The organism is Nonomuraea longispora (assembly GCF_004348345.1).
In the GTDB taxonomy this organism is placed as follows: Bacteria; Actinomycetota; Actinomycetes; order Streptosporangiales; family Streptosporangiaceae; genus Nonomuraea; species Nonomuraea longispora.
Window position 1 is genome coordinate 63326 of sequence record NZ_SMJZ01000009.1, and the last position, 18656, is coordinate 81981.

Here is an 18656-nt window from a genome sequence, read left to right on the forward strand (position 1 = left end):
GTGAAGCCCGACGAGATCGACGCCATGGCCGTGCGCTGGAAAGAGGCGGGCCTGCCGGCGTCGCTCATCGCCACACTGGAGCTGGGCAAGCGGATCTCACGGCTCAACCTGCTGTTCGAGCAGGCCGTCAAGGCCGAGCTGGCCGACCTGGGGCTGACCTACGCCGAGTTCGACGTGCTGGCCGCGCTCAACCGGGCCGCCCCGCCGCACCGGATGAAGCCGAGCGAGCTGTCCAAGGCGCTGCTCCTCACGTCGGGCGGCATCAGCAACGTGCTCCAGCGGCTGACAGCCGCCGGCTACGTCGAGCGCGAGGCCAACGCGCGCGACGCGCGCAGCCGCTGGGTGCAGCTGACGGACGAGGGCCGGCGGATGGCGGCCGCGGCGCTGGAGGCGTCGGCACGGGCCCACACCGAGGCCGCCGACGTGGTCCCGGAAGAGATCATGCGGACGGCCGCCGACGACCTGCGCGAGATCCTCTCCCGGGTGGGCCGCCGCCGCTACCGCTGACTCCGCGCCCCGCCCTCACTCCCGGGCGGCTCTTCTGAGCAGGGCCGAATCCAGGACAGGCGATCTTCGCGCGCCCTAGCCTGTGCATTCAGGACCGACCCAGGAGGCCCACGCCCATGGCCGAAATCAGCACCGGGCAGATGGTCAGGCTCCAGCGCGAACGAAGGGGCATGAGCACCACCGCGCTGGCGACCCAGTCCGGCTGCACCACCAGGCACATCGAGCTGATCGAACACGGCAAACGCACCCCGTCGCTCCCCCTCCTGCGGGAGATCGCCAAGGTGCTCGGCGTACGAACCACGGTCCTTTTAGGAGAGACGCCGCGCGACTCCCACGAGCCCAGCCGCCCCCAGATCCGCGACATCGAACGTGCCCTGTTCACGTGCCGCACGCTGACCCCCGACCTTGAGCCGCCCGACGCCGAGCAGCTCACCGAGCGCGTGGCGGCCGCTCGCAACGCCTGGTTCACCTCGGCCCGCCGCTACTCGATCCTGATGGCGGCCCTGCCCTCGCTCATCTCAGACGCCGAGAACCTCGCGCTGGAACGCGCCCCGGCCGCCCGCGACGTCGCGACCGACGCGTACCTGCTGGCCAGGGGCGTGCTCAAGCACCTGGGCCGGGTGGACCTCGCCCACCTCGCCGCCGACCGGGCCATGCGCTTCGCCGAGGAGTCGGCCGATCCGCTGATGACGGCGTGGGCGTACTGGAGCCTCGGGCAGTCGATGTTGTCCGACGACATGCACCAGATCGCGTACGACATCGCCCGGCGCGGCCTCGACGTGCTGGAGCCCCACGTCGCCGACGGCGACGAGCGCCACAGGAAGGCGCTCGGCGCGCTGCACCTGCTCGCCGCCGTCGGCGCCGCCCGCTCGGGCGACGACGACGAGGCCAGGGAACGGCTGCGCGGCCCCGCCACGCAGCTCGCGGAGCGGGTCCGCGAGGGGTCGGACTGCTACGACCTGGCCTTCTTCGGGCCGACCAACGTCGCCATCCACATGGCCAGCATCGAGAACGACGCCGGCCGCCCCGACGCCGTGCTGCGCATCGCCGACGACATCGACCTGCGCCGCACGCCGTCGATCGAGCGGCGGACCACCCACCTCGGCCATGTGGCCCGCGCCTGCGAGGACCTCGGCGACGACGCGGCCAGCCTGCTCCACCTGCTGCGCCTGGAGCGCGAGAGCCCCGAGGAACTCGATCACAAGCCGCTGCTGCGCGAGATGGTCAGGGCGCTGGCCCGGCGGGCGCGGCCGTCGTGGGCCCCGGAGGTGCGTTTCCTGGCCGAGCGGCACGGGATCCTGATCTGACAGGCGAACTCTGAGTTCGGTGCATGCGAACTGGGAGATCCTTCGCCTCAGTTCGTCACCGAACGAAGTCTCGATGCGACTCTGCGTTCATGACCACAGCGCCGAGTGCCGATCTCGTCATGGAAAAACTGCTGCAGGAGGCGGTACGCGAGTTCCCCGGCTGGGATTTCGACCGCGACCCCTCCGGCTGGACCGCCATCCGCGGTGAGACCCGGTTCACCCGGCCCAGCCTGGCCGCCCTGCGGGCGCTGCTGCGGGTGCACCGGGTCGTGCGGCGCGGCTGAGCCCGCGCGACCTCCCATGGGAGGGGCAGGAAATCTCCAAGGCGCCTCGCGGCGCGGTTGGCCGGTGACCCCGGCGGGGATGTTCGGGAGCCCGGCCCGGCGTTCGCGCGGGGTCCGGCGGGTTCGCTGATCACCGTCCGAGGAGATCACCATGAACGATCAGCGGTTCGGCGTGCGCTCCGAGGTCGGCACGCTGCGCAAGGTCATCGTGCACCGGCCGGAGCTCAGCCTCAGGCGGCTCACCCCGTCCAACAGCGACCAGCTGCTGTTCGACGACATCCTCTGGGTCGAGCAGGCACAGCGGGAGCACGACGCGTTCGTGGCCCTGATGCGCGAGCGCGGCATCGAGGTCTATTACCACCAGCAACTGCTGGCCGAGGCCCTGGACTCCGGCTTCGACGCCAAGTGGCACGCCATCGAGGAGACCGTCACCCACCTGACGGTGGGCCCGATCCTCGTCGACACCATCAGGGAGACCCTGGCCGGGTGGAGCGGCGACAGGCTGGCCGCCCACCTGATCGGCGGCCTGACCAAGGAGGAGTTCGGCACGGCCGCGATGGAGCACTCGTCGCTGGTCGCCGCGGCGGGCGAGAGCGGGGAGTTCATCCTGCCGCCGCTGCCCAACTCGCTCTACCAGCGCGACCCCTCCGCCTGGTTGTACGGCGGCGTCGCGCTCAACCCGATGTTCTTCCCCGTCCGGCTGCTGGAGACGATGAACCAGTCGACGATCTACCACCACCACCCGATGTTCGCGGGGCAGGACTTCGGCTTCTGGTATCCGTTCGCGGGCGACGACCAGCGCTTCAACGAGGAGGACTACGGCACGGCCGCGATGGAGGGCGGTGACATGATGCCCGTCGGCAACAGGACGGTCGCCGTCGGCATCAGCCAGCGCACCACGACGCGCACCATCGAGCATCTGGCGCTGTCGTTGTTCGCGGCCGAGGTGGCCGAGCGGGTGATCGCGGTCCACGTGCCGAAGAGCCGGTCGTACATGCACCTGGACACCGTCTTCACCCTGCTCGACGTCGACAAGGCCACGGCGTACCCGCCGTTCCTCGAAGCGGCGACCACCTACTCGCTGCGGCCCGGCGACAAGCCGGGTACTCTCGACGTGCGCCGCGACACCTGCTTCGTGAACGCGCTGGAGGAGTCGCTGGGCCTGCGCCGCCTGGACGTCATCCCCACCGGCGGCGACGACCACCAGCGGGCCCGCGAGCAGTGGGACTCGGGCAACAACTTCTTCGCGCTGTCGCCCGGGGTCGTGGTCGGCTACCGCAAGAACCAGTTCACCAACCGCAAGCTGCGCGAGCACGGCGTCGAGGTCATCGAGATCGACGGTTTCGAGCTGGGCAAGGGCCGCGGGGGCGCGCGGTGCATGACCTGCCCGATCCTGCGCGACGACGTCTGAGCACCCGCCGCGGGCCCTCTGCCGTGCGGCCGCCTCCTACGCCGTGGGCAGGAAGCCGACCCGGTCGCGGACCTGGGCCATCGTCTGGCTGGCCACCGCCGACGCCCGCTCGGCGCCGATCGCGAGCATCCGGTCGAGTTCCTTCTCGTCGGCCAGCAGCTTCTCCGTGCGCTCCCTGATCGGGGCGAACGCCTCCACCACGGCCTCGGCCACGTCCTTCTTGAACGTGCCGTAGCCCTGCCCCGCGTAACGGGCCACCAGATCGGGGATGGGCGTGCCGGTCAGTGCCGACTGGATGCGCAGCAGGTTGCTGATGCCCGGCTTGTTCTCCTCGTCGAACAGCACCTCCGAGCCCGTGTCGGTCACCGCGCGCATGATTTTCTTGCGCAGCGGGCCAGGCTGCTCCAGGACGTCGAGGATGCCGGCCGGGCTGGAGGACGACTTGGACATCTTCGCCGTCGGGTCCTGCAGGTCGGTGATCTTCTCGACCTCCTTCAGGATGTACGGCTCCGGCAGCGTGAACGTCTCGCCGAACCGGTGGTTGAACCGCCCGCCCAGGTCACGCGTGAGCTCGAGATGCTGCTTCTGGTCGGCGCCCACCGGGACCCGGTCGGCCTGGTAGAGCAGGATGTCGGCCGCCTGCAGGATGGGATAGGTGAACAGGCCGACGCTGGCGGCGCTCTCGCCGAACTTGGCGGACTTGTCCTTGAACTGCGTCATCCTGGCCGCCTCGCCCATCCCGGTGAGGCAGTTGAGTATCCAGGCGAGCTCGCTGTGCTCGCGCACGTGCGACTGCACGAAGATCGTCGACCGCTCGGGATCGAGGCCGGCGGCGAAGAGCTGCGCGGCGGCCACGCGGCTGCGGCGGCGCAGCGCGGCGGGCTCGGTCGGCACGGTGATCGCGTGGAGATCGACCACGCAGTAGAACGCGTCGTGGGTCTCCTGCAAGGTGACCCACTGGCGGACCGCACCCAGGTAGTTGCCCAGGTGGAAGGAGTCCGCTGTGGGCTGGATGCCGGAGAGTACACGAGGTCTGGCCATAGCAGGCAATTGTGTCAGGAATCCTGGTCAGGCGGCGACTCGACCACCGGACGGCGTTTCACCCGCACCCTCGCGATACGGCGCCCGTCGAGCTCGGTGACACTCATCTCGAAGCCCAGCACCTCCACCTTCTCCCCGGCGGCGGGCACGTGCCCCAGCATGGCCATGACGAACCCGGCCAGGGTCTCATAAGGGCCGTCCGGCAGCCTGATGCCGGTCTCGGTCGCGAAGTCGTTGAGGTTCGTCAGGCCGTCGATCTCGATCTCACCCGCGGGCAGAACCACGACGTCGTCCTCCAGGTCGTATTCGTCCCTGATGTCGCCGATCAGCTCCTCAACCAGGTCCTCCATCGTGACGATACCCGCCGTGCCGCCGTACTCGTCCACCACGATCGCCAGGTGCTGCCCCTCCGCGCGCATCTCGTTGAGCGTGGTCAGCAGCCGCTTGGACGCGGGCACGAACTTGGCCGTCCTGATCGGCACGACCGCGCTGATCGGCTCGCTGCGCCCGGCGAGCTCGGGGTCGAGCAGGTCACGCACGTGTACGAACCCGACGACGTCGTCGTACGACTCGCGGTAGACGGGGAAGCGCGAGTGCGGAAGCGTGGCGGCCAGGCGGGCGGCGGCGTCCAGCGGCGTGTCCGCCTCCATGAACTCGACCTCCGTACGCGGCAGCATCACCTCCCTGAGCTGCCGCTTGCCCGCCGCGAACACCTCCGCGATCAGCTTGCGCTCGTCGGCGGTCAGGTCGGTGTGGCCGACCACCATCTCGCGCAGCTCCTCGGTGGTGACCTCCTCCCTGTCGGCCTTCGGGTTGCCGCCGAGCAGCCGGACCACGCCGTCGGTGGACTTCGACAGCGCCCAGATGATCGGGCGCGACAGGGCGGCGAGCCGGTCGAGGAACGGCGCCACGTACAACGACAGCCCTTCGGCCCGCTGCAGCGCCAGCCGCTTGGGAGCCAGCTCACCCAGCACGAGCGACACGTACGAGATGAGCAGCGTCACCAGCACGAGCGAGAGCACGGGGGCGACGGCGCCGGGCACCCGCCACGTCTCGAGCACGGGCACGAGCTGGGCGGCCAGCCGGTCGGCGCCGAACGCGGCCGACAACATGGTGGCCACCGTCACGCCGATCTGCACGGCGGACAGGAAGCGGTTGGGATCGCGGGCGAGCTTGGCCACACGTTCGCCCCTGCGGCCCCGCTGTGAGAGCTGGCGTACCTGGCTGTCCCTCAGGGACACCATCGCCATCTCGGCGGCGGCGAAGAAGCCACCGATCAGAATGAAGAGCAGTACCAGGGCGATGTTGGCCGCGACGGTGTCAAACATGGTGGTTGGCAGCGTACTCGGCCACTTTCCCGCGTATGCTGAACGACAAGCCGTACAAAATCAAACATATTTGAACAGGAGTGCACATGAGGCTGATGGTCACAGGTGGTGCCGGATACGTCGGCAGCGTCGTCGCGGCTCAACTCGTCGAGGCGGGCCACGACGTGACCGTACTCGACGACCTGTCGACCGGGCACGAGGACGCCGTGCCGGACGGCGCCCGGTTCGTCCGGGCGGACATCACGCAGGCGCACGACGCGCTCGACGGCGTCGACGCGGTGCTGCATTTCGCGGCCAAGTCGCTGGTCGGAGAGTCGGTGGCCAAGCCCGGCCGCTACTGGGCCAACAACCTCGGCGGCACCCTGGCCCTGCTCGACGCCATGCGCGACAAGGGCGTGGCGAAGATCGTGTTCTCCTCGACCGCGGCGACGTACGGTGAGCCCGAGCGCTCCCCCATCCAGGAGAGCGACCCGACGCGCCCGACCAACCCCTACGGCGCCTCCAAGCTGGCCGTCGACACCGCGCTGACCGCATTCGCGCAGGTGCGCGGCCTCGGCGCGGTGAGCCTGCGCTACTTCAACGTGGCCGGCGCCCACGGCCGCTACCGCGAGCGGCACACCGTCGAGACCCACCTCATCCCCAACGTGCTCAAGGTCGCGACCGGCGAGCGCGACAACGTGAGCGTGTTCGGCACCGACTACCCGACGCCCGACGGCACCTGCGTGCGCGACTACATCCACGTGTCCGACCTGGCCAGGGCGCACCTGCTGGCACTCGGCGCGATCGCCCCGGGCGAGCACAAGATCTACAACCTGGGCAGCGGCACCGGCTTCAGCGTGCAGGAGGTGATCTCGGTCTGCCGCGAGGTCACCGGCCACCAGATCCCCGTCGTCGTCGGCGAGCGCCGGCCCGGCGACCCGGCCGTGCTGGTCGCCTCGTCCGCCAAGATCCAGCGTGAACTCGGCTGGAAGCCCGAGCGGGCGGCGCTGGGCGACATCGTCTCCGACGCCTGGAGAGCGCTTTCGCAAAACACCTGATATGAAAGCACGATATGTGCTGGGATACCGAAACGTGAGGAGCTTTTCACCAAGGGTCACGAAGCTGCTCTACGGTGCCCTCGTCGTGGCGGGCTGCCTGATGGCCGCCGCCGGCGTGTTGTTCGCGACGTCGCAGCCGGCACCCGCCCTGCAGCCCACGCCGGCGATCCTGCCCGTGCCGTCGATCCAGTCCGTGCCCGCCGCGCCGACCGTGGCCTGCCCCTAGGGGCGGGCCCCGCCAGAACGCGCACACGCGCCCCCGTCACGACGAGGGCGCGCGTCACGCGTCGCTTTTCCGCTGATGCGTACGCTCAGATGAGGCCCAGCGACGTCACCGCGTCGCGCTCCTCCTCCAGCTCGCGCACGCTGGCGTCGATGCGCTCGCGGGAGAACGGGTCGATCTCGAGCCCTTGGATGATCTCGAACCCGCCGTCGGCCGCGCGCACGGGGAACGACGAGATGAGCCCCTCGGGCACGCCGTAGGAGCCGTCGGAGACCACGGCCGCCGACGTCCACTCGCTGCCGTTGACCCAGTCGTAGACGTGGTTGAGCGCGGCGTTGGCGGCCGAGGCCGCCGAGGAGGCGCCGCGCGCCTCGATGATCGCGGCGCCGCGCTTGGCCACCGTCGGGATGAACGTGTCGCGCAGCCAGTCGGGGTCGACCTGCTCGGCCGCGACCTTGCCGCCCACCTCGGCGTGGAACAGGTCGGGGTATTGGGTCGCGGAATGGTTGCCCCAGATCGTCATCCGCTTGATCTCGGTGACCGGCACCTGGAGCTTGGCGGCCAGCTGGGACAGAGCGCGGTTGTGGTCGAGCCTGGTCATCGCCGTGAAGCGGTCGGCAGGCACGTCGGGCGCGTTGCGCTGGGCGATGAGCGCGTTGGTGTTGGCCGGGTTGCCCACGACCAGCACCTTGACGTCGTCGGCCGCGTGGTCGTTGATCGCCTTGCCCTGCGGGCCGAAGATGCCGCCGTTGGCGCCGAGCAGGTCACCGCGTTCCATGCCCGCCTTCCGCGGCATGGCGCCGACCAGCAGGGCGACGTTGGCGCCCGCGAAGGCGACGTTGGGGTCGTCGGTGATCTCGATGCCGGACAGCAGCGGGAACGCGCAGTCGTCGAGCTCCATCGCGGTGCCCTCGGCCGCCTTCACCGCCGCCGGGATCTCCAGCAGGCTCAGCTTGACCGGGACGTCGGCGCCGAGCAGCTGCCCCGACGCGATGCGGAAGAGCAGCGCGTAGCCGATCTGGCCGGCTGCTCCGGTGACGGTCACCTTGACGGGCGCAGTGGCTGACGACGCCATGGCCTTCCCCTAACTCGCAGGACGATTGGTTGACCTTCGGGATGTTACCCGCACGTCATCAGCAGGTTTCCATCGCGGGTACCTTCAGCTCCATTTCGAAATCGACCCTACCGAACCGGCTCGTCAGAAGCCTCTCGATGACACCCCTGGCGTAGAGGTCGGCGATGACGGCCTTGATCGCCTTGCAGGTCTTCACGTCGCCGTTCCTGATGCCGACGGCGTAACGCTCGTTGTTGAGCTTGGCGCCGAGGATCTTGTAGCGCATGCTCTCGCGTTGCGCGAAACCGGCCAGCACCACGTCCTCCCCCGGCACGGCGGCGACCTTGCCGCTTCTGAGCAGGTCCATGCAGGCGGCGTAGTCGCTGGTCGGCACCGGCTCGACGGTCACCTTGTCCTGCACCTCGCCGAGTGAGCCGCTCGGAGCGCAGACCTTCTTGCCCTTGAGGTCGCCGAGCTCGTCCAGGCCGCTGTCCTGGCGCACCAGCAGGTCGCGGTGCGCCAGGTAGTAGGGGCCCGCGAACTGGGTCTTGCCCTTGTCGACGGAGTAGGCGGCGACGACGAGATCGACCTTGCCCTTCTCCAGCGCCCCGGCCCTGTCACCCCGGCTGACCTGGACGAACTTCGTCTCCTTCGCGCCGAGCTCCGTGGCGAGCTGCCTGGCGACGTCGACGTCGAAGCCCTCGAAACCGTCGCCGTCGCGCAGGCCCACGCCCGGCAGGTCGCCCCGCACGCCGATCACGATCCGCCCGGTGGCGGCGACCTTGTCCACCACGGACGGGCGCGTGGGATCGACCGTCGGGCCGGGCGTACCGCCGAACGGCAGCGCCAGCCAGCCGTTCGCCGCCGCCAGGACCGCGGCGGCCGTGACGGCGGCGAGCGTGGCGAACGCCGCCGCCAGAAGCCGCGCCCGCCGGCGCCGCTTGCTCTTCTTCGCCGGATACGGGGCCCCGCCGCCCTCAGGGGGCCCCGCTTCGCCCGGAGGGTTCGCAAGCGCCGTCGGCTGCTCCGTGGCGGCCTGAGAGCCGGTTTGCTGCCCCGTCGCGCCCTGAGAGCCGGTTCGCGGCCCCGTGACGCCCTGAAGGCCCGTCGCGGCGTACCCCGGGCCCACGCCTGTCCCTGTCTCCGGACCTGCCTCAGGCTCCGCGCCCGCCGACGTCTCCGTCCCCGTCGCGCCGTGCCCCGTCGTGGACCAGCCCGTGCCGGCCTGACGGCCCGTCCCCTCGGACGTGCCGTGGCGGGACGGCATGGCCGAGGCCCGCCGGCTGGGATGGTCGGTGATCGAACCGGCCGACACGCGGATGAACGGCGTCGTGTCGTCGCCCGCCAGCTGCACGCCCTTGGTGAGCACGGCCGTGGACGCCCCCGCCGTGGACGACTGCCCGAGCAGCCGCAGCAGGATCTGGTCGGCCGAGGGCCGCTCGGCCGGCGACTTGGCCAGCGCCGAGCTCACGACGCTGCGCAGCGGCTCCGCCATCATGGAGACGTCGACCTCGTGGGTGAGGATCCGGTTGAGCACCACCGCGATCGACTTGCCCTCGAACACGCTCTCTCCCGTCGCCGCGAAGGCCATGGTCGCCCCCCAGGAGAAGACGTCGGTGTAGGGGCCTATGTCGTCGCCCGCGATCTGCTCGGGCGCCATGTAGGCGGGCGTGCCGATGGCCCGGCTGGTGATCGTGCCGGTGGAGTCGATGATGCGGGCGATGCCGAAGTCGACCACGCGCGGCCCGTCAGCGGCGATCAGCACGTTGTCGGGCTTGAAGTCGCGGTGGATGATCGAGGCGTGGTGGATCGCGGTCAGGGCGGTGGCGGTGCCGATGGCCAGCCGGTCGAGCGTCGTGCCGGTGAGCGGCCCGTCGCTTTCCACGAGGTCCCTCAGCGCCATGCCCTCGATGTATTCGCTGGCGATGTAGGGGGTGTCACCGTCGAGGTCGGCCTCGATCACCCGGGCCGTGCAGAACGACGCCACCCGCTGCGCGGCCTTCAACTCCCTGGCGAAGCGCGACCTGGCGATGGTGTCGCCGCTGAACTTCACGTGCAGCAGCTTGATGGCCGCGCGCTCCCCCTCGTCGTTGACGCCCAGGTAGACGATGCCCTGACCCCCTTCGCCGACCCGTCCGGACAGCCGGAACGACCCCAGATGGGTGGGATCGCCGGCCACCAGCGGCGAGATTCGCGGCATACGTCATCCCCACGTGTTCTTAACCCCAACGACGCAAACTTTACGACGCCCAGCCACTTCCCAGGGATTTGTTAAGCCTTCGAGACCTTGGGGTTTGCGGACGTGGCCGTGGGCACGGTCGAATGTGCAGCAGACGATCACGAGGAGCCGATGATCATGAACCGTCCTTACGACATCGTACTTTTCGGTGCAAGCGGATTCACCGGCGCCCTCACTGCCGCCTACCTCGCCCGCGCCGCCGGCCCCGGTGTGCGGTGGGCCGTGGCCGGGCGCGACCGGGCCAAGCTGGAGCGGCTGGGGCTCGACGTACCCATCCTGCTCGCCGACGCCACGGACCCGGACTCGCTGGCCGAGCTGGCCCGCAGTACGCGTGTTCTCGTCACCACGGTCGGCCCCTACGTCACGTACGGCGAGCCGCTCGTCGCCGCCTGCGCCGACGCCGGCACCCACTACCTCGACCTCACGGGCGAGCCCGAGTTCGTGGACCGCACGTACGTCCGCCACCACGATCGGGCCGTCACGAGCGGAGCCAAGATCGTGCACGGCTGCGGCTTCGACTCGATCGTCTTCGACCTCGGCACCCTCTACACCGTCTCCCATCTGCCCAAGGACACACCACTGACGGTCAGCGCCTTCCTGCGGGCCAACGCGCGTTTCTCCGGCGGCACGCTGGCCAGCGCGATGGACATCGTCGGCCGGGCCAGGCAGGCGGCCGAGGCCGCCGCCCAGCGCCGCGCCGCCGAGGCCGGGCCCGTCGGCCGCAGGGTGAGCGCACGGGCGGGCGGCCTGCGTTACGTGGGCGGCTGGGCGCTCCCGATGCCCACCGTCGACCCGCTCATCGTCGGCCGCTCGGCCCGCCTCCTCGACCGCTACGGCCCCGACTTCACCTACCGCCAGCACATCGCCGTCAAGACTCTCCCCGCCGCGCTGGCGCTCGTGGCGGGCGCGGGGACGTTCGCGGCGCTCGCCCGGCTCCCTGGCATACGCGAGCGGCTCCTGGACCGGGTGCGGCCCGGTGAGGGCCCGTCACCCGAGCAGCGGGCGAAGAGCTGGTTCAAGGTCACGTTGCTGGGCGAGGGCGGCGGCGAGCGGGTCGTCACGGAGGTCGCGGGCGGCGACCCCGGCTACGACGAGACCGCCAAGATGCTCGCCGAGTCGGCGCTCTGCCTGGCCTTCGACGACGTGCCCGGCCTGGCGGGCCAGCTCACGACCGCCTCGGCCATGGGCAGGCCGCTCATCGACCGGCTGCGCGCGGCCGGCATCTCCTTCACCACCCGATCGGGGTGACGCAGCCGCCCGGACCAGCGTGCGGGGCCACGCGGACTTCCGCCGGTTGTGGTCGGGCTCGGCCGTCAGCCAGTCGGGCTCGGCCATGGGGATGGTGGCGCTGCCCGTCGTGGCGGTCACCGTACTCGAGGCATCCGCGTTCGAGGTCGCCCTGCTGTCGGCGCTGACGGCGGTCGCCACCGCGCTCCTGGCTTTCCCGCTGGGGCGGCACGTCGAGTTCCGGCGCAAACGGCCGTCATGATCGCGGCTGACGTCGCCAGGTGTGCCTGCCTGGCGGGCGTACCGATCGCGGCCTGGCGTGCTGACGTTCGCGCAGCTGTGCGTGGTCGCGGTGGTCAACGCGACGTGCCAGATCGCGTTCGCGGCGGCGTTGCTGCTGCCACGCGCTCCTAGTAGGGCAGGCTCCACGTGAGGAACGACTTGCGCAGGTACGGAGCTTGATATTTCGGGTACGCGACCGTCCGCGGGTCGCCGTCGGAGGTGTAACGCATGTCCGGGTTGTTCTTGAGCCAGTCGAGCCACGCGTGCGAGCAGAACTGCTTGCAGTCGCCCTTCTTCTCCATGACCCTGATCCGCGGGATGCCGGCCGGGTCGAACGACTTGCTGAACGGGGCGGAGGCGGGCCTGTAGCCGGCCAGGAACGCCCCCTGGTGCTTGAAGTGTTTGCCTCGCATGGCCCACTGCTTCCTGCGCGGCTGGCTGCCGTAGGGCAGGGAGATCGTGGTCGGCTTGACCGAGGACAACGTGCCGACCTGCTTGGCGATCGAGCCGATCTGCTCCTCGACCTTGTCGTGCGACAGCCCGCGCAGGTTGAGGTGGTCGCGGGTGTGGTTGCCGATCTCGAACCCGTTGTTCTTCAGCCAGAGCAGCATCTGCGCCTGCTCCTCGGGGGTGCTCTTGCCGAACATGTCGCGCGTCACGTAGAAGGTGGCGACCGGGCGGAAACCCGGGTTCTTGGCGGCCACGTCGAGCAGGATCTCGACAGCCGTGTCCTTCTGGGGCACGCCCATCTGGTTCAGGGTGAGCTGCGAGGGCGAGGAGTCGTCGAAGGTCAGCACCACGGGATGTTTGCCGGCCGGGATGTCGATCTTGCCGGCCACCATCTCGGCGGCCGTGATCGGCACGTACCCCTCCTTGACCAGCCGTTCCAGATCCGCGCGGAACTGCTGCGGCGTGCGGTCGTCCGTCGTGGTCGGCTTGGGGATGACCCGGTGGAACATCAGCACCGGGATCTGCCCGAGCTCGTTCGCCTTCACGGCGGCCGCGGCCTCGGCCTTGGCCTCCTTGCTGACCTTGACCTTGGCGGCGGCGTCGGCCTTGCTGTCCGCCAGCTTGGCGGTGTCGGGCGGCGAGTCACAACCGGACACCATCGCGACGGCGGCGACCAGTCCCAGCCCGCCCAGAAATCCCAGTCGCATCCGAACCCCCCGAGACACGTACGACCGTTACGGTAGGTAGCGGTATGTGCACCTACAGGGAGGCTCCTACCCAGGTGATCAACTGCGCCACGCGCACGACGCCGTCAAGAGATGGTCTGGAGAGTGCGGAGAAACGTGAAAGAGGCACACGAAACGGCCCCTACCTGTGATCGCAGGTAGAGACCGTACGTGACGAACTAGGCGGACATCTTCTTCTTGAGGTTCTCGTCCAGCGCCGCCAGGAAATCCTGGGTGGTCAGCCACTGGGCGTCGCCGCCGATCAGGAGCGCGAGGTCCTTGGTCATCTGGCCGCCCTCGACGGTCTCGACGCAGACCCGCTCCAGCTTGTCGGCGAAGTCGGTCACCGCGGGGGTGTTGTCGAGCTTGCCCCGGTGGGCCAGGCCACGCGTCCACGCGAAGATCGAGGCGATCGGGTTGGTGGAGGTGGGCTTGCCCTGCTGGTGCTGGCGGTAGTGGCGGGTCACCGTGCCGTGCGCGGCCTCCGCCTCGACGGTGCGGCCGTCGGGGGTCATCAGCACCGACGTCATCAGGCCGAGCGAGCCGAAGCCCTGCGCCACCGTGTCGGACTGCACGTCGCCGTCGTAGTTCTTCGCCGCCCAGACGTAACCGCCCTCCCACTTCAGCGCCGCCGCGACCATGTCGTCGATGAGGCGGTGCTCGTAGGTGAGGCCGGCCTTCTCGAAGTCGGCCTTGAACTCCGACTCGTAGACCTCGGCGAAGATGTCCTTGAAACGGCCGTCGTACGCCTTGAGGATCGTGTTCTTCGTCGAGAGGTAGACCGGGTAGTTGCGGGACAGGCCGTAACGCATCGACGCGCGGGCGAAGTCGCGGATCGACTCGTCCAGGTTGTACATCGCCATAGCGATGCCGCTGCCGGGGAAGTCGTAGACGTCGAGCTCGATCGGCTCCGAGCCGTCCTTCGGCGTGAACGTCAGGGTGAGCGTGCCCTCGCCGGGGACCCTCAGATCGGTGGCGCGGTACTGGTCGCCGAAGGCGTGACGGCCGACGACGATCGGCTTGGTCCAGCCGGGGACGAGCCGCGGCACGTTCGACATGATGATCGGCTCGCGGAAGATGACGCCGCCGAGGATGTTGCGGATGGTCCCGTTCGGGGACTTCCACATCCTCTTCAGGCCGAACTCCTCGACCCGCGCCTCGTCCGGGGTGATGGTGGCGCACTTCACGCCGACGCCGTACTTCTTGATGGCGTTGGCGGCGTCGATGGTGACCTGGTCGTCCGTCGCGTCCCGATGCTCGATGCCGAGGTCGTAGTACTTCAGGTCGACATCGAGGTAGGGAAGGATCAACTGGTCCTTGATGAACTGCCAGATGATCCGGGTCATCTCGTCGCCGTCAAGCTCGACGACCGGACCCTCCACCTTGATCTTGGGCATGCGAATGGTTCCCCTTCAATGAATTGATGCGTTGAGGCTATCGGACCGTCAAGTCACCCAGCTAAAAGGGACAGGATCAGCGCCTTGAGCTCGTTGTTGTAGAGCAGCAGCGAGGTCAGGACCAGCACGAAACCGAAGACCGACAGGGTGATGACGTCCGTCCGTTTGCTCCGCACGGACAGTTGCCCGTCGTACCCGGCGAAGCGGAGGGCGGCGGCGACCATGATGACGGCGCCCATGGTGAACCCGCCCCAGCGTGGGTCCACGAGGTAGGTCACGAGCACGCCGACGACCGCACCCACCAGGATCAGCGGGTACGGCCCCCAGCTCTCGCGTTCAGTCCCTTGGCTCAACGCATCCACTCACAATCGTCATGGTCCCATTCGCTCGGCCTCATCGCGGGCGTTCATGGTCGCATTCGCCCCGGCTCATCGCTCGTCGATCGGCTTCCATTTCTGGTCCGTCTCACCGATGTACTCGCTGTCCGGGCGGATGAGCCGGTTGTCGGCGTGCTGCTCGATGACGTGGGCGGTCCAGCCGGACATCCGGCTGATCGAGAAGACCGGCGTGAACAGGTCGGTTGGGATGCCGAGGTAGTGGTAGACGGACGCGGCGTAGAAGTCGACGTTCGGATAGAGGCCCTTCGTCTCGAAGACGACCTCCTCCATCTCCTTGGACATCCGGTAGTAGGTGTCGTCGCCGGACGACTCGGCCAGTTCGGCGCTCATCCTGCGCAGGTGGGTGGCGCGCGGGTCCTCGGTCTTGTAGACGCGGTGGCCGAAGCCCATGATCTTCTCGCCGGCCGCCAGCTTGTCGCGTACGGCCTGGGCCACGCTGCCCGCCGTCAGCGACTCCAGGGTCTTCATGACCTGCTCGTTCGCCCCGCCGTGCAGCGGGCCCTTGAGGGTGCCGATGGCGGCGACGATGGCGGAGTGCATGTCCGACAGCGTCGCGGCGCACACGCGGGCGGCGAACGTGGAGGCGTTCATGGTGTGGTCGGCGTGCAGCACCAGGCACTCGTCGAAGATCTCGACCTCACGGGGGCCGGGAGTGCGGCCGGTCACCTGGAGCAGGAAGTTCGCGGCGATGCCGAGCGAGGGGTCGGGGTCGGGAACGCTCCCACCGCTGCGCGCGGCGTGGAAACGGGCGACCAGGAGGGGTTGCTGCGCGGTCAGCCGGGCCGCCTTGCGCAGGTTGGCGTCCGGGGTGATGGAGTCCTTGTCCGGGTCGTCGGCGCCGGACAGCGAGACCAGCGAGCGCAGCGCCTCCATGGGTTTCTGTTTCTCGGCGATTTCGGCGATGTTCGCCGAGACCAGGGCACCGAGCTCCCTGCCGCTCACCAGTTCGGCGGCGTACGCGTCGAGCTCGGCCCGGTCGGGCAGCTTGCCGCGCTGCAGCAGGTGTGAGGTCTCCTCGAACGTCGCACGGCCGGCCAGGTCGTGGATGTCGTATCCACGGTAGAAGAGCCGGCCGGCCTTTCCGTCGATGTCGCTCAGCGCTGTGGACGCGGCGACGACATCGGCCAGACCTTTCGTGGGCTTGTCCGCCATGGGTGTTTCCTCCGCTTATCTTCCCTCCGAGTCTACCCGTGAGCAGGCAAAACCGGCTTCAAAGGTCCAGACCAATTTCACGCCGGATTCTCCTTTCAGCAAAGGAGATTCCGCATCCCCTCGTTTGGGTAAGCCGGAGCTGTAGTAATAGTTACGGCGGGCTACCTGGGGAGGAACTGCCGTGCCCAGGAGTAGGCGTGCCGTTCATACGCTGCGTCAACCCAGGGGAGGAACCGCCAGTGGAGGGGCCGTTCATACGCATCGAGGACACCGGCGAGGTGGTCCCCTTGCGCCCCGAGATCACAACGGTGGGGAGGGGCCGAGGTGTCGACATCCGGCTCACCGATCCCAGTGTGTCTCGTCTCCATGCCGAGTTCGTCAGACGAGGACCCTACCTGTATGTCGTCGACCTGGGTTTGTCCAGGAACGGCACGCGGGTGAACGGCAGGCCGATCGCCCGGAGGGTCCTTGACGACGGTGACGTCGTCTCCTTCGGCGCTGCCAGGGGTCGCATCGGTGGAGTCCCCCGTGAGGACTTCACCCCTGAGGTCGAGCTGCGCAGGGCGGCCGCGCCCGAGCTGACCAGGCGCGAGGTCGATGTGCTGACCTCGCTCTGCAGGCCGGCGCTGTCGGACGAGGCGTTCGTCGCCCCGGCGACCGCACGCGAGATCGCCGACGACCTGGTCGTGACCGAGGCCGCGGTCAAGCAACATCTGCTGCGGCTCTACCAGAAGTTCAGGATCCCCGAGGGCACCAACCGGCGCACACGGCTGGCCAACGAGGTCGTCGCGCTCGGTCTGGTACGCCCTACCCCCGTGGTGCCGCCACAGAGGTCGTCGGGAGCCGCCGAGCAGCCGTCGGCCGCTGGGCGAAGAGCTTCTTAGGTGTCCGAGAGGTCACCTGTGTAGAACGGTTCGCGACCGGGGCCACGGCGAGGGGTTCCGGCAGCGTCGGAACCAGCACGAGCGGTGGCGTGGGCATGCACTCCGGCCGGGCGTGCCGGTTGATCGCCGGCCGGATGACCGGCCGGCGACACGTACGGGCGCAGCACGCCCGCGAGCCGGCTCAGATGACCCGGAAGCCGTTGCTGGGCTTGCCGGTCCTGTTCGCGCGGTCGACGGCCACCACGTAGTAGTGGTCGCCGCGCTTGCCGTCGGGGTCGGTCCAGCGCACCTGCCGGTCGCCGGGCACGACGGCCACCAGGTGGCGGGCGTCGGCGAAGTCCCTGCCGGAGCGCGACTGCCGGTCGAAGCGGAAGACGGCGAACTGGAACGGCTCGTCCCGTCCCGTCGCCACCGCCCGCACCTCGACCCCGCCGTGGCGGCGCAGCGCGTACGCCAGCACCGGCCGGCGCGGCGGCTCCCCCTTGGCGAGCCTGGGCAGCACGGGCGCGAGCGCGGGCCGCTGGTAGTGCTCGTCGACCGCGGTGGAGATGGAGGCGATCCTGTCGGCCTTGACGTCGTTGGCGTTGTACCAGATGTCGCCGCCGATCTCGGGGTGGTCCCTGTTGAGGGTCAGGTGCCTGGACAGTTCGTCCGGCGCCTGCCACTCCGCCGCCTGCGCGGGGTCGCCGGCCTTGTACGCGGCCTGGCCGATCCACAACTGCGTCTTCGTGCCCGCGGCGACGTCGGACCACCACGGGACGAGCTTGGAGTAGTCGGCCGGCGGCTGCCCGATGTACCAGTAGAGCTGCGGTGCGATGTAGTCGAGCCAGCCCTTCTTGACCCAGCCGCGGGTGTCGGCGTGCAGGTTGTCGTAGGACTGGCCGCCGTTGGTGTCGGACCCGAGCGGGTCGCTGGCCTTGTTGCGCCAGATGCCGGACGGGCTGATGCCCCACGCGATCTCCGGCTTGGACTCCAGCACCCGCTGCTGCATCTCCTGGACCATGAGGTCGACGTTGTTGCGCCGCCAGGCGGCCAGGTCGGGGAAGCCGGCGCCGTGTTCGGCGTACGCGGCGCTGTCGTCGAAGTCCGCGGTGTTGGTCGGGTAGAAGTAGTCGTCGAAGTGGAGGCCGTCGATGTCGTAGCGGGTGACCGCGTCCATCATGGCGTCCTGGCAGAATCTGCGCACTTCCGGCATGCCGGGGTTGTAGTAGAGCTTGCCACCGAACGGCAGGATCCAGTCGGGGTGCTTGCGCCCGGGGTGGTCGGGGTGCAGCTTGCCCGGGTCGTCCTGCATCGAGACGCGGTAGGGGTTGAACCACGCGTGGAAGGCCAGGCCGCGCTTGTGGGTCTCCTCCACGGCGAACCCGAGCGGGTCGTAGCCGGGGTCCTTCCCCTGCGTCCCGGTCAGATACTGTGACCAGGGTTCGAACGGTGACGGCCAGAACGCGTCCGCGGTCGGCCTGATCTGCACGAACACCGAGTTGAGCCTGCGCTGCACGGCCACGTCGAGCCAGGCGAGATATTCGGCCTTCTGCTCGTCCGCGGTCAGTCCCGGCTTCGAGGGCCAGTTGATGTTGACCACGGAGGCGATCCACATGCCGCGCATCTGGCGCAGCGGCGGGATGTGCCCGCCCGTCGACGCGTAGGCGGGCAGCGGGACGGCGGAAGCGGCGGCGGCGAGGGCTAAGCCCTTCAGGAGAGTCCTTCTGC

Annotated in this window: 18 protein-coding genes; 9 read left to right on the top strand and 9 right to left on the bottom strand. The window is 69.3% G+C overall.

From position 1 onward, the window contains the following. The 4 genes from E1267_RS04515 (at window position 1) to E1267_RS04530 (ending at window position 3509) form a co-directional block, all read left to right on the top strand. Window positions 1-507 (top strand): MarR family winged helix-turn-helix transcriptional regulator, encoded by a 507-nt coding sequence (locus tag E1267_RS04515; protein WP_132330052.1) that lies wholly within the window; start codon window positions 1-3, stop codon window positions 505-507. A 116-nt stretch (window positions 508-623) separates the two neighbouring features. Then, window positions 624-1814, top strand: coding sequence for a helix-turn-helix domain-containing protein (locus tag E1267_RS04520; protein ID WP_132330053.1), 1191 nt, complete (start codon window positions 624-626; stop codon window positions 1812-1814). Window positions 1815-1903: 89 nt separating this feature from the next. Further along, window positions 1904-2098 carry a hypothetical protein gene (locus tag E1267_RS04525; RefSeq protein WP_132330054.1) on the top strand — a complete coding sequence of 65 codons (195 nt, stop codon included), beginning with the start codon at window positions 1904-1906 and terminating at the stop codon, window positions 2096-2098. Window positions 2099-2249: 151 nt separating this feature from the next. Further along, window positions 2250-3509 (top strand): arginine deiminase, encoded by a 1260-nt coding sequence (locus tag E1267_RS04530; protein WP_132330055.1) that lies wholly within the window; start codon window positions 2250-2252, stop codon window positions 3507-3509. Window positions 3510-3545: 36 nt separating this feature from the next. On the opposite strand, the gene trpS is transcribed toward E1267_RS04530, so the two are convergent. Next, complete coding sequence (gene trpS, locus E1267_RS04535; RefSeq protein WP_132330056.1) at window positions 3546-4550, bottom strand: tryptophan--tRNA ligase; 1005 nt, start codon at window positions 4548-4550, stop codon at window positions 3546-3548. A 14-nt stretch (window positions 4551-4564) separates the two neighbouring features. After that, on the bottom strand, window positions 4565-5878 hold the full coding sequence (locus E1267_RS04540) for a hemolysin family protein (protein WP_132330057.1): 1314 nt from the start codon (window positions 5876-5878) through the stop codon (window positions 4565-4567). An 86-nt stretch (window positions 5879-5964) separates the two neighbouring features. Between E1267_RS04540 and galE the strand changes: the two genes are divergently transcribed. Beyond that, on the top strand, window positions 5965-6915 hold the full coding sequence (gene galE, locus E1267_RS04545) for a UDP-glucose 4-epimerase GalE (RefSeq protein ID WP_132330059.1): 951 nt from the start codon (window positions 5965-5967) through the stop codon (window positions 6913-6915). Between the two features lie 34 nt (window positions 6916-6949). Continuing rightward, on the top strand, window positions 6950-7141 hold the full coding sequence (locus E1267_RS04550; protein ID WP_132330061.1) for a hypothetical protein: 192 nt from the start codon (window positions 6950-6952) through the stop codon (window positions 7139-7141). 85 nt (window positions 7142-7226) lie between these two features. Here E1267_RS04550 and E1267_RS04555 read toward each other — a convergent pair whose 3' ends face one another. Both E1267_RS04555 and E1267_RS04560 read right to left on the bottom strand, forming a co-directional pair. Continuing rightward, the gene (locus E1267_RS04555) at window positions 7227-8213 is read right to left on the bottom strand and encodes a malate dehydrogenase (RefSeq protein ID WP_132330063.1); all 987 of its coding nucleotides are present in this window, start codon (window positions 8211-8213) and stop codon (window positions 7227-7229) included. A 58-nt stretch (window positions 8214-8271) separates the two neighbouring features. Beyond that, the gene (locus tag E1267_RS04560) at window positions 8272-10392 is read right to left on the bottom strand and encodes a serine/threonine-protein kinase (RefSeq protein ID WP_132330065.1); all 2121 of its coding nucleotides are present in this window, start codon (window positions 10390-10392) and stop codon (window positions 8272-8274) included. Window positions 10393-10548: 156 nt separating this feature from the next. On the opposite strand from E1267_RS04560, the gene E1267_RS04565 reads away from it, so the two are divergent. Continuing rightward, complete coding sequence (locus E1267_RS04565; RefSeq protein ID WP_132330067.1) at window positions 10549-11679, top strand: saccharopine dehydrogenase family protein; 1131 nt, start codon at window positions 10549-10551, stop codon at window positions 11677-11679. Between the two features lie 19 nt (window positions 11680-11698). Then, window positions 11699-11920: an MFS transporter gene (locus E1267_RS04570; RefSeq protein ID WP_132330069.1), complete on the top strand. Its 222-nt coding sequence runs from the start codon at window positions 11699-11701 to the stop codon at window positions 11918-11920. 148 nt (window positions 11921-12068) lie between these two features. Here the strand turns inward: E1267_RS04570 and E1267_RS04575 are convergent, their stop codons facing one another. The 4 genes from E1267_RS04575 to E1267_RS04590 all read right to left on the bottom strand — a co-directional run bounded on the left by E1267_RS04575 (window position 12069) and on the right by E1267_RS04590 (window position 16062). After that, complete coding sequence (locus tag E1267_RS04575) at window positions 12069-13097, bottom strand: polysaccharide deacetylase family protein (protein WP_132330071.1); 1029 nt, start codon at window positions 13095-13097, stop codon at window positions 12069-12071. Window positions 13098-13294: 197 nt separating this feature from the next. Further along, the gene (locus tag E1267_RS04580; protein WP_132330073.1) at window positions 13295-14512 is read right to left on the bottom strand and encodes an NADP-dependent isocitrate dehydrogenase; all 1218 of its coding nucleotides are present in this window, start codon (window positions 14510-14512) and stop codon (window positions 13295-13297) included. A 53-nt stretch (window positions 14513-14565) separates the two neighbouring features. Next, window positions 14566-14865, bottom strand: coding sequence for a DUF3017 domain-containing protein (locus tag E1267_RS04585; RefSeq protein WP_161714428.1), 300 nt, complete (start codon window positions 14863-14865; stop codon window positions 14566-14568). A 75-nt stretch (window positions 14866-14940) separates the two neighbouring features. Then, window positions 14941-16062 (bottom strand): citrate/2-methylcitrate synthase, encoded by a 1122-nt coding sequence (locus E1267_RS04590; protein WP_132330077.1) that lies wholly within the window; start codon window positions 16060-16062, stop codon window positions 14941-14943. 239 nt (window positions 16063-16301) lie between these two features. On the opposite strand from E1267_RS04590, the gene E1267_RS04595 reads away from it, so the two are divergent. After that, window positions 16302-16946 (top strand): FHA domain-containing protein, encoded by a 645-nt coding sequence (locus tag E1267_RS04595; RefSeq protein ID WP_132330079.1) that lies wholly within the window; start codon window positions 16302-16304, stop codon window positions 16944-16946. A gap of 181 nt (window positions 16947-17127) precedes the next feature. On the opposite strand, the gene E1267_RS04600 is transcribed toward E1267_RS04595, so the two are convergent. Then, a partial coding sequence (locus E1267_RS04600; RefSeq protein WP_246063461.1) for a glycoside hydrolase family 10-like protein occupies window positions 17128-18656 on the bottom strand: 1529 nt, incomplete at its 5' end.

Bases quoted from the DNA above. Each gene is read 5' to 3' on its own strand.
- galE (WP_132330059.1), top strand. From the start codon at position 5,965: ATGAGGCTGATGGTCACAGGTGGTGCCGGATACGTCGGCAGCGTCGTC.
- E1267_RS04590 (WP_132330077.1), bottom strand. From the start codon at position 16,062: ATGGCGGACAAGCCCACGAAAGGTCTGGCCGATGTCGTCGCCGCGTCC.
- E1267_RS04520 (WP_132330053.1), top strand. From the start codon at position 624: ATGGCCGAAATCAGCACCGGGCAGATGGTCAGGCTCCAGCGCGAACGA.
- E1267_RS04530 (WP_132330055.1), top strand. From the start codon at position 2,250: ATGAACGATCAGCGGTTCGGCGTGCGCTCCGAGGTCGGCACGCTGCGC.
- E1267_RS04525 (WP_132330054.1), top strand. From the start codon at position 1,904: ATGACCACAGCGCCGAGTGCCGATCTCGTCATGGAAAAACTGCTGCAG.
- trpS (WP_132330056.1), bottom strand. From the start codon at position 4,550: ATGGCCAGACCTCGTGTACTCTCCGGCATCCAGCCCACAGCGGACTCC.
- E1267_RS04580 (WP_132330073.1), bottom strand. From the start codon at position 14,512: ATGCCCAAGATCAAGGTGGAGGGTCCGGTCGTCGAGCTTGACGGCGAC.
- E1267_RS04575 (WP_132330071.1), bottom strand. From the start codon at position 13,097: ATGCGACTGGGATTTCTGGGCGGGCTGGGACTGGTCGCCGCCGTCGCG.
- E1267_RS04560 (WP_132330065.1), bottom strand. From the start codon at position 10,392: ATGCCGCGAATCTCGCCGCTGGTGGCCGGCGATCCCACCCATCTGGGG.
- E1267_RS04565 (WP_132330067.1), top strand. From the start codon at position 10,549: ATGAACCGTCCTTACGACATCGTACTTTTCGGTGCAAGCGGATTCACC.
- E1267_RS04555 (WP_132330063.1), bottom strand. From the start codon at position 8,213: ATGGCGTCGTCAGCCACTGCGCCCGTCAAGGTGACCGTCACCGGAGCA.
- E1267_RS04540 (WP_132330057.1), bottom strand. From the start codon at position 5,878: ATGTTTGACACCGTCGCGGCCAACATCGCCCTGGTACTGCTCTTCATT.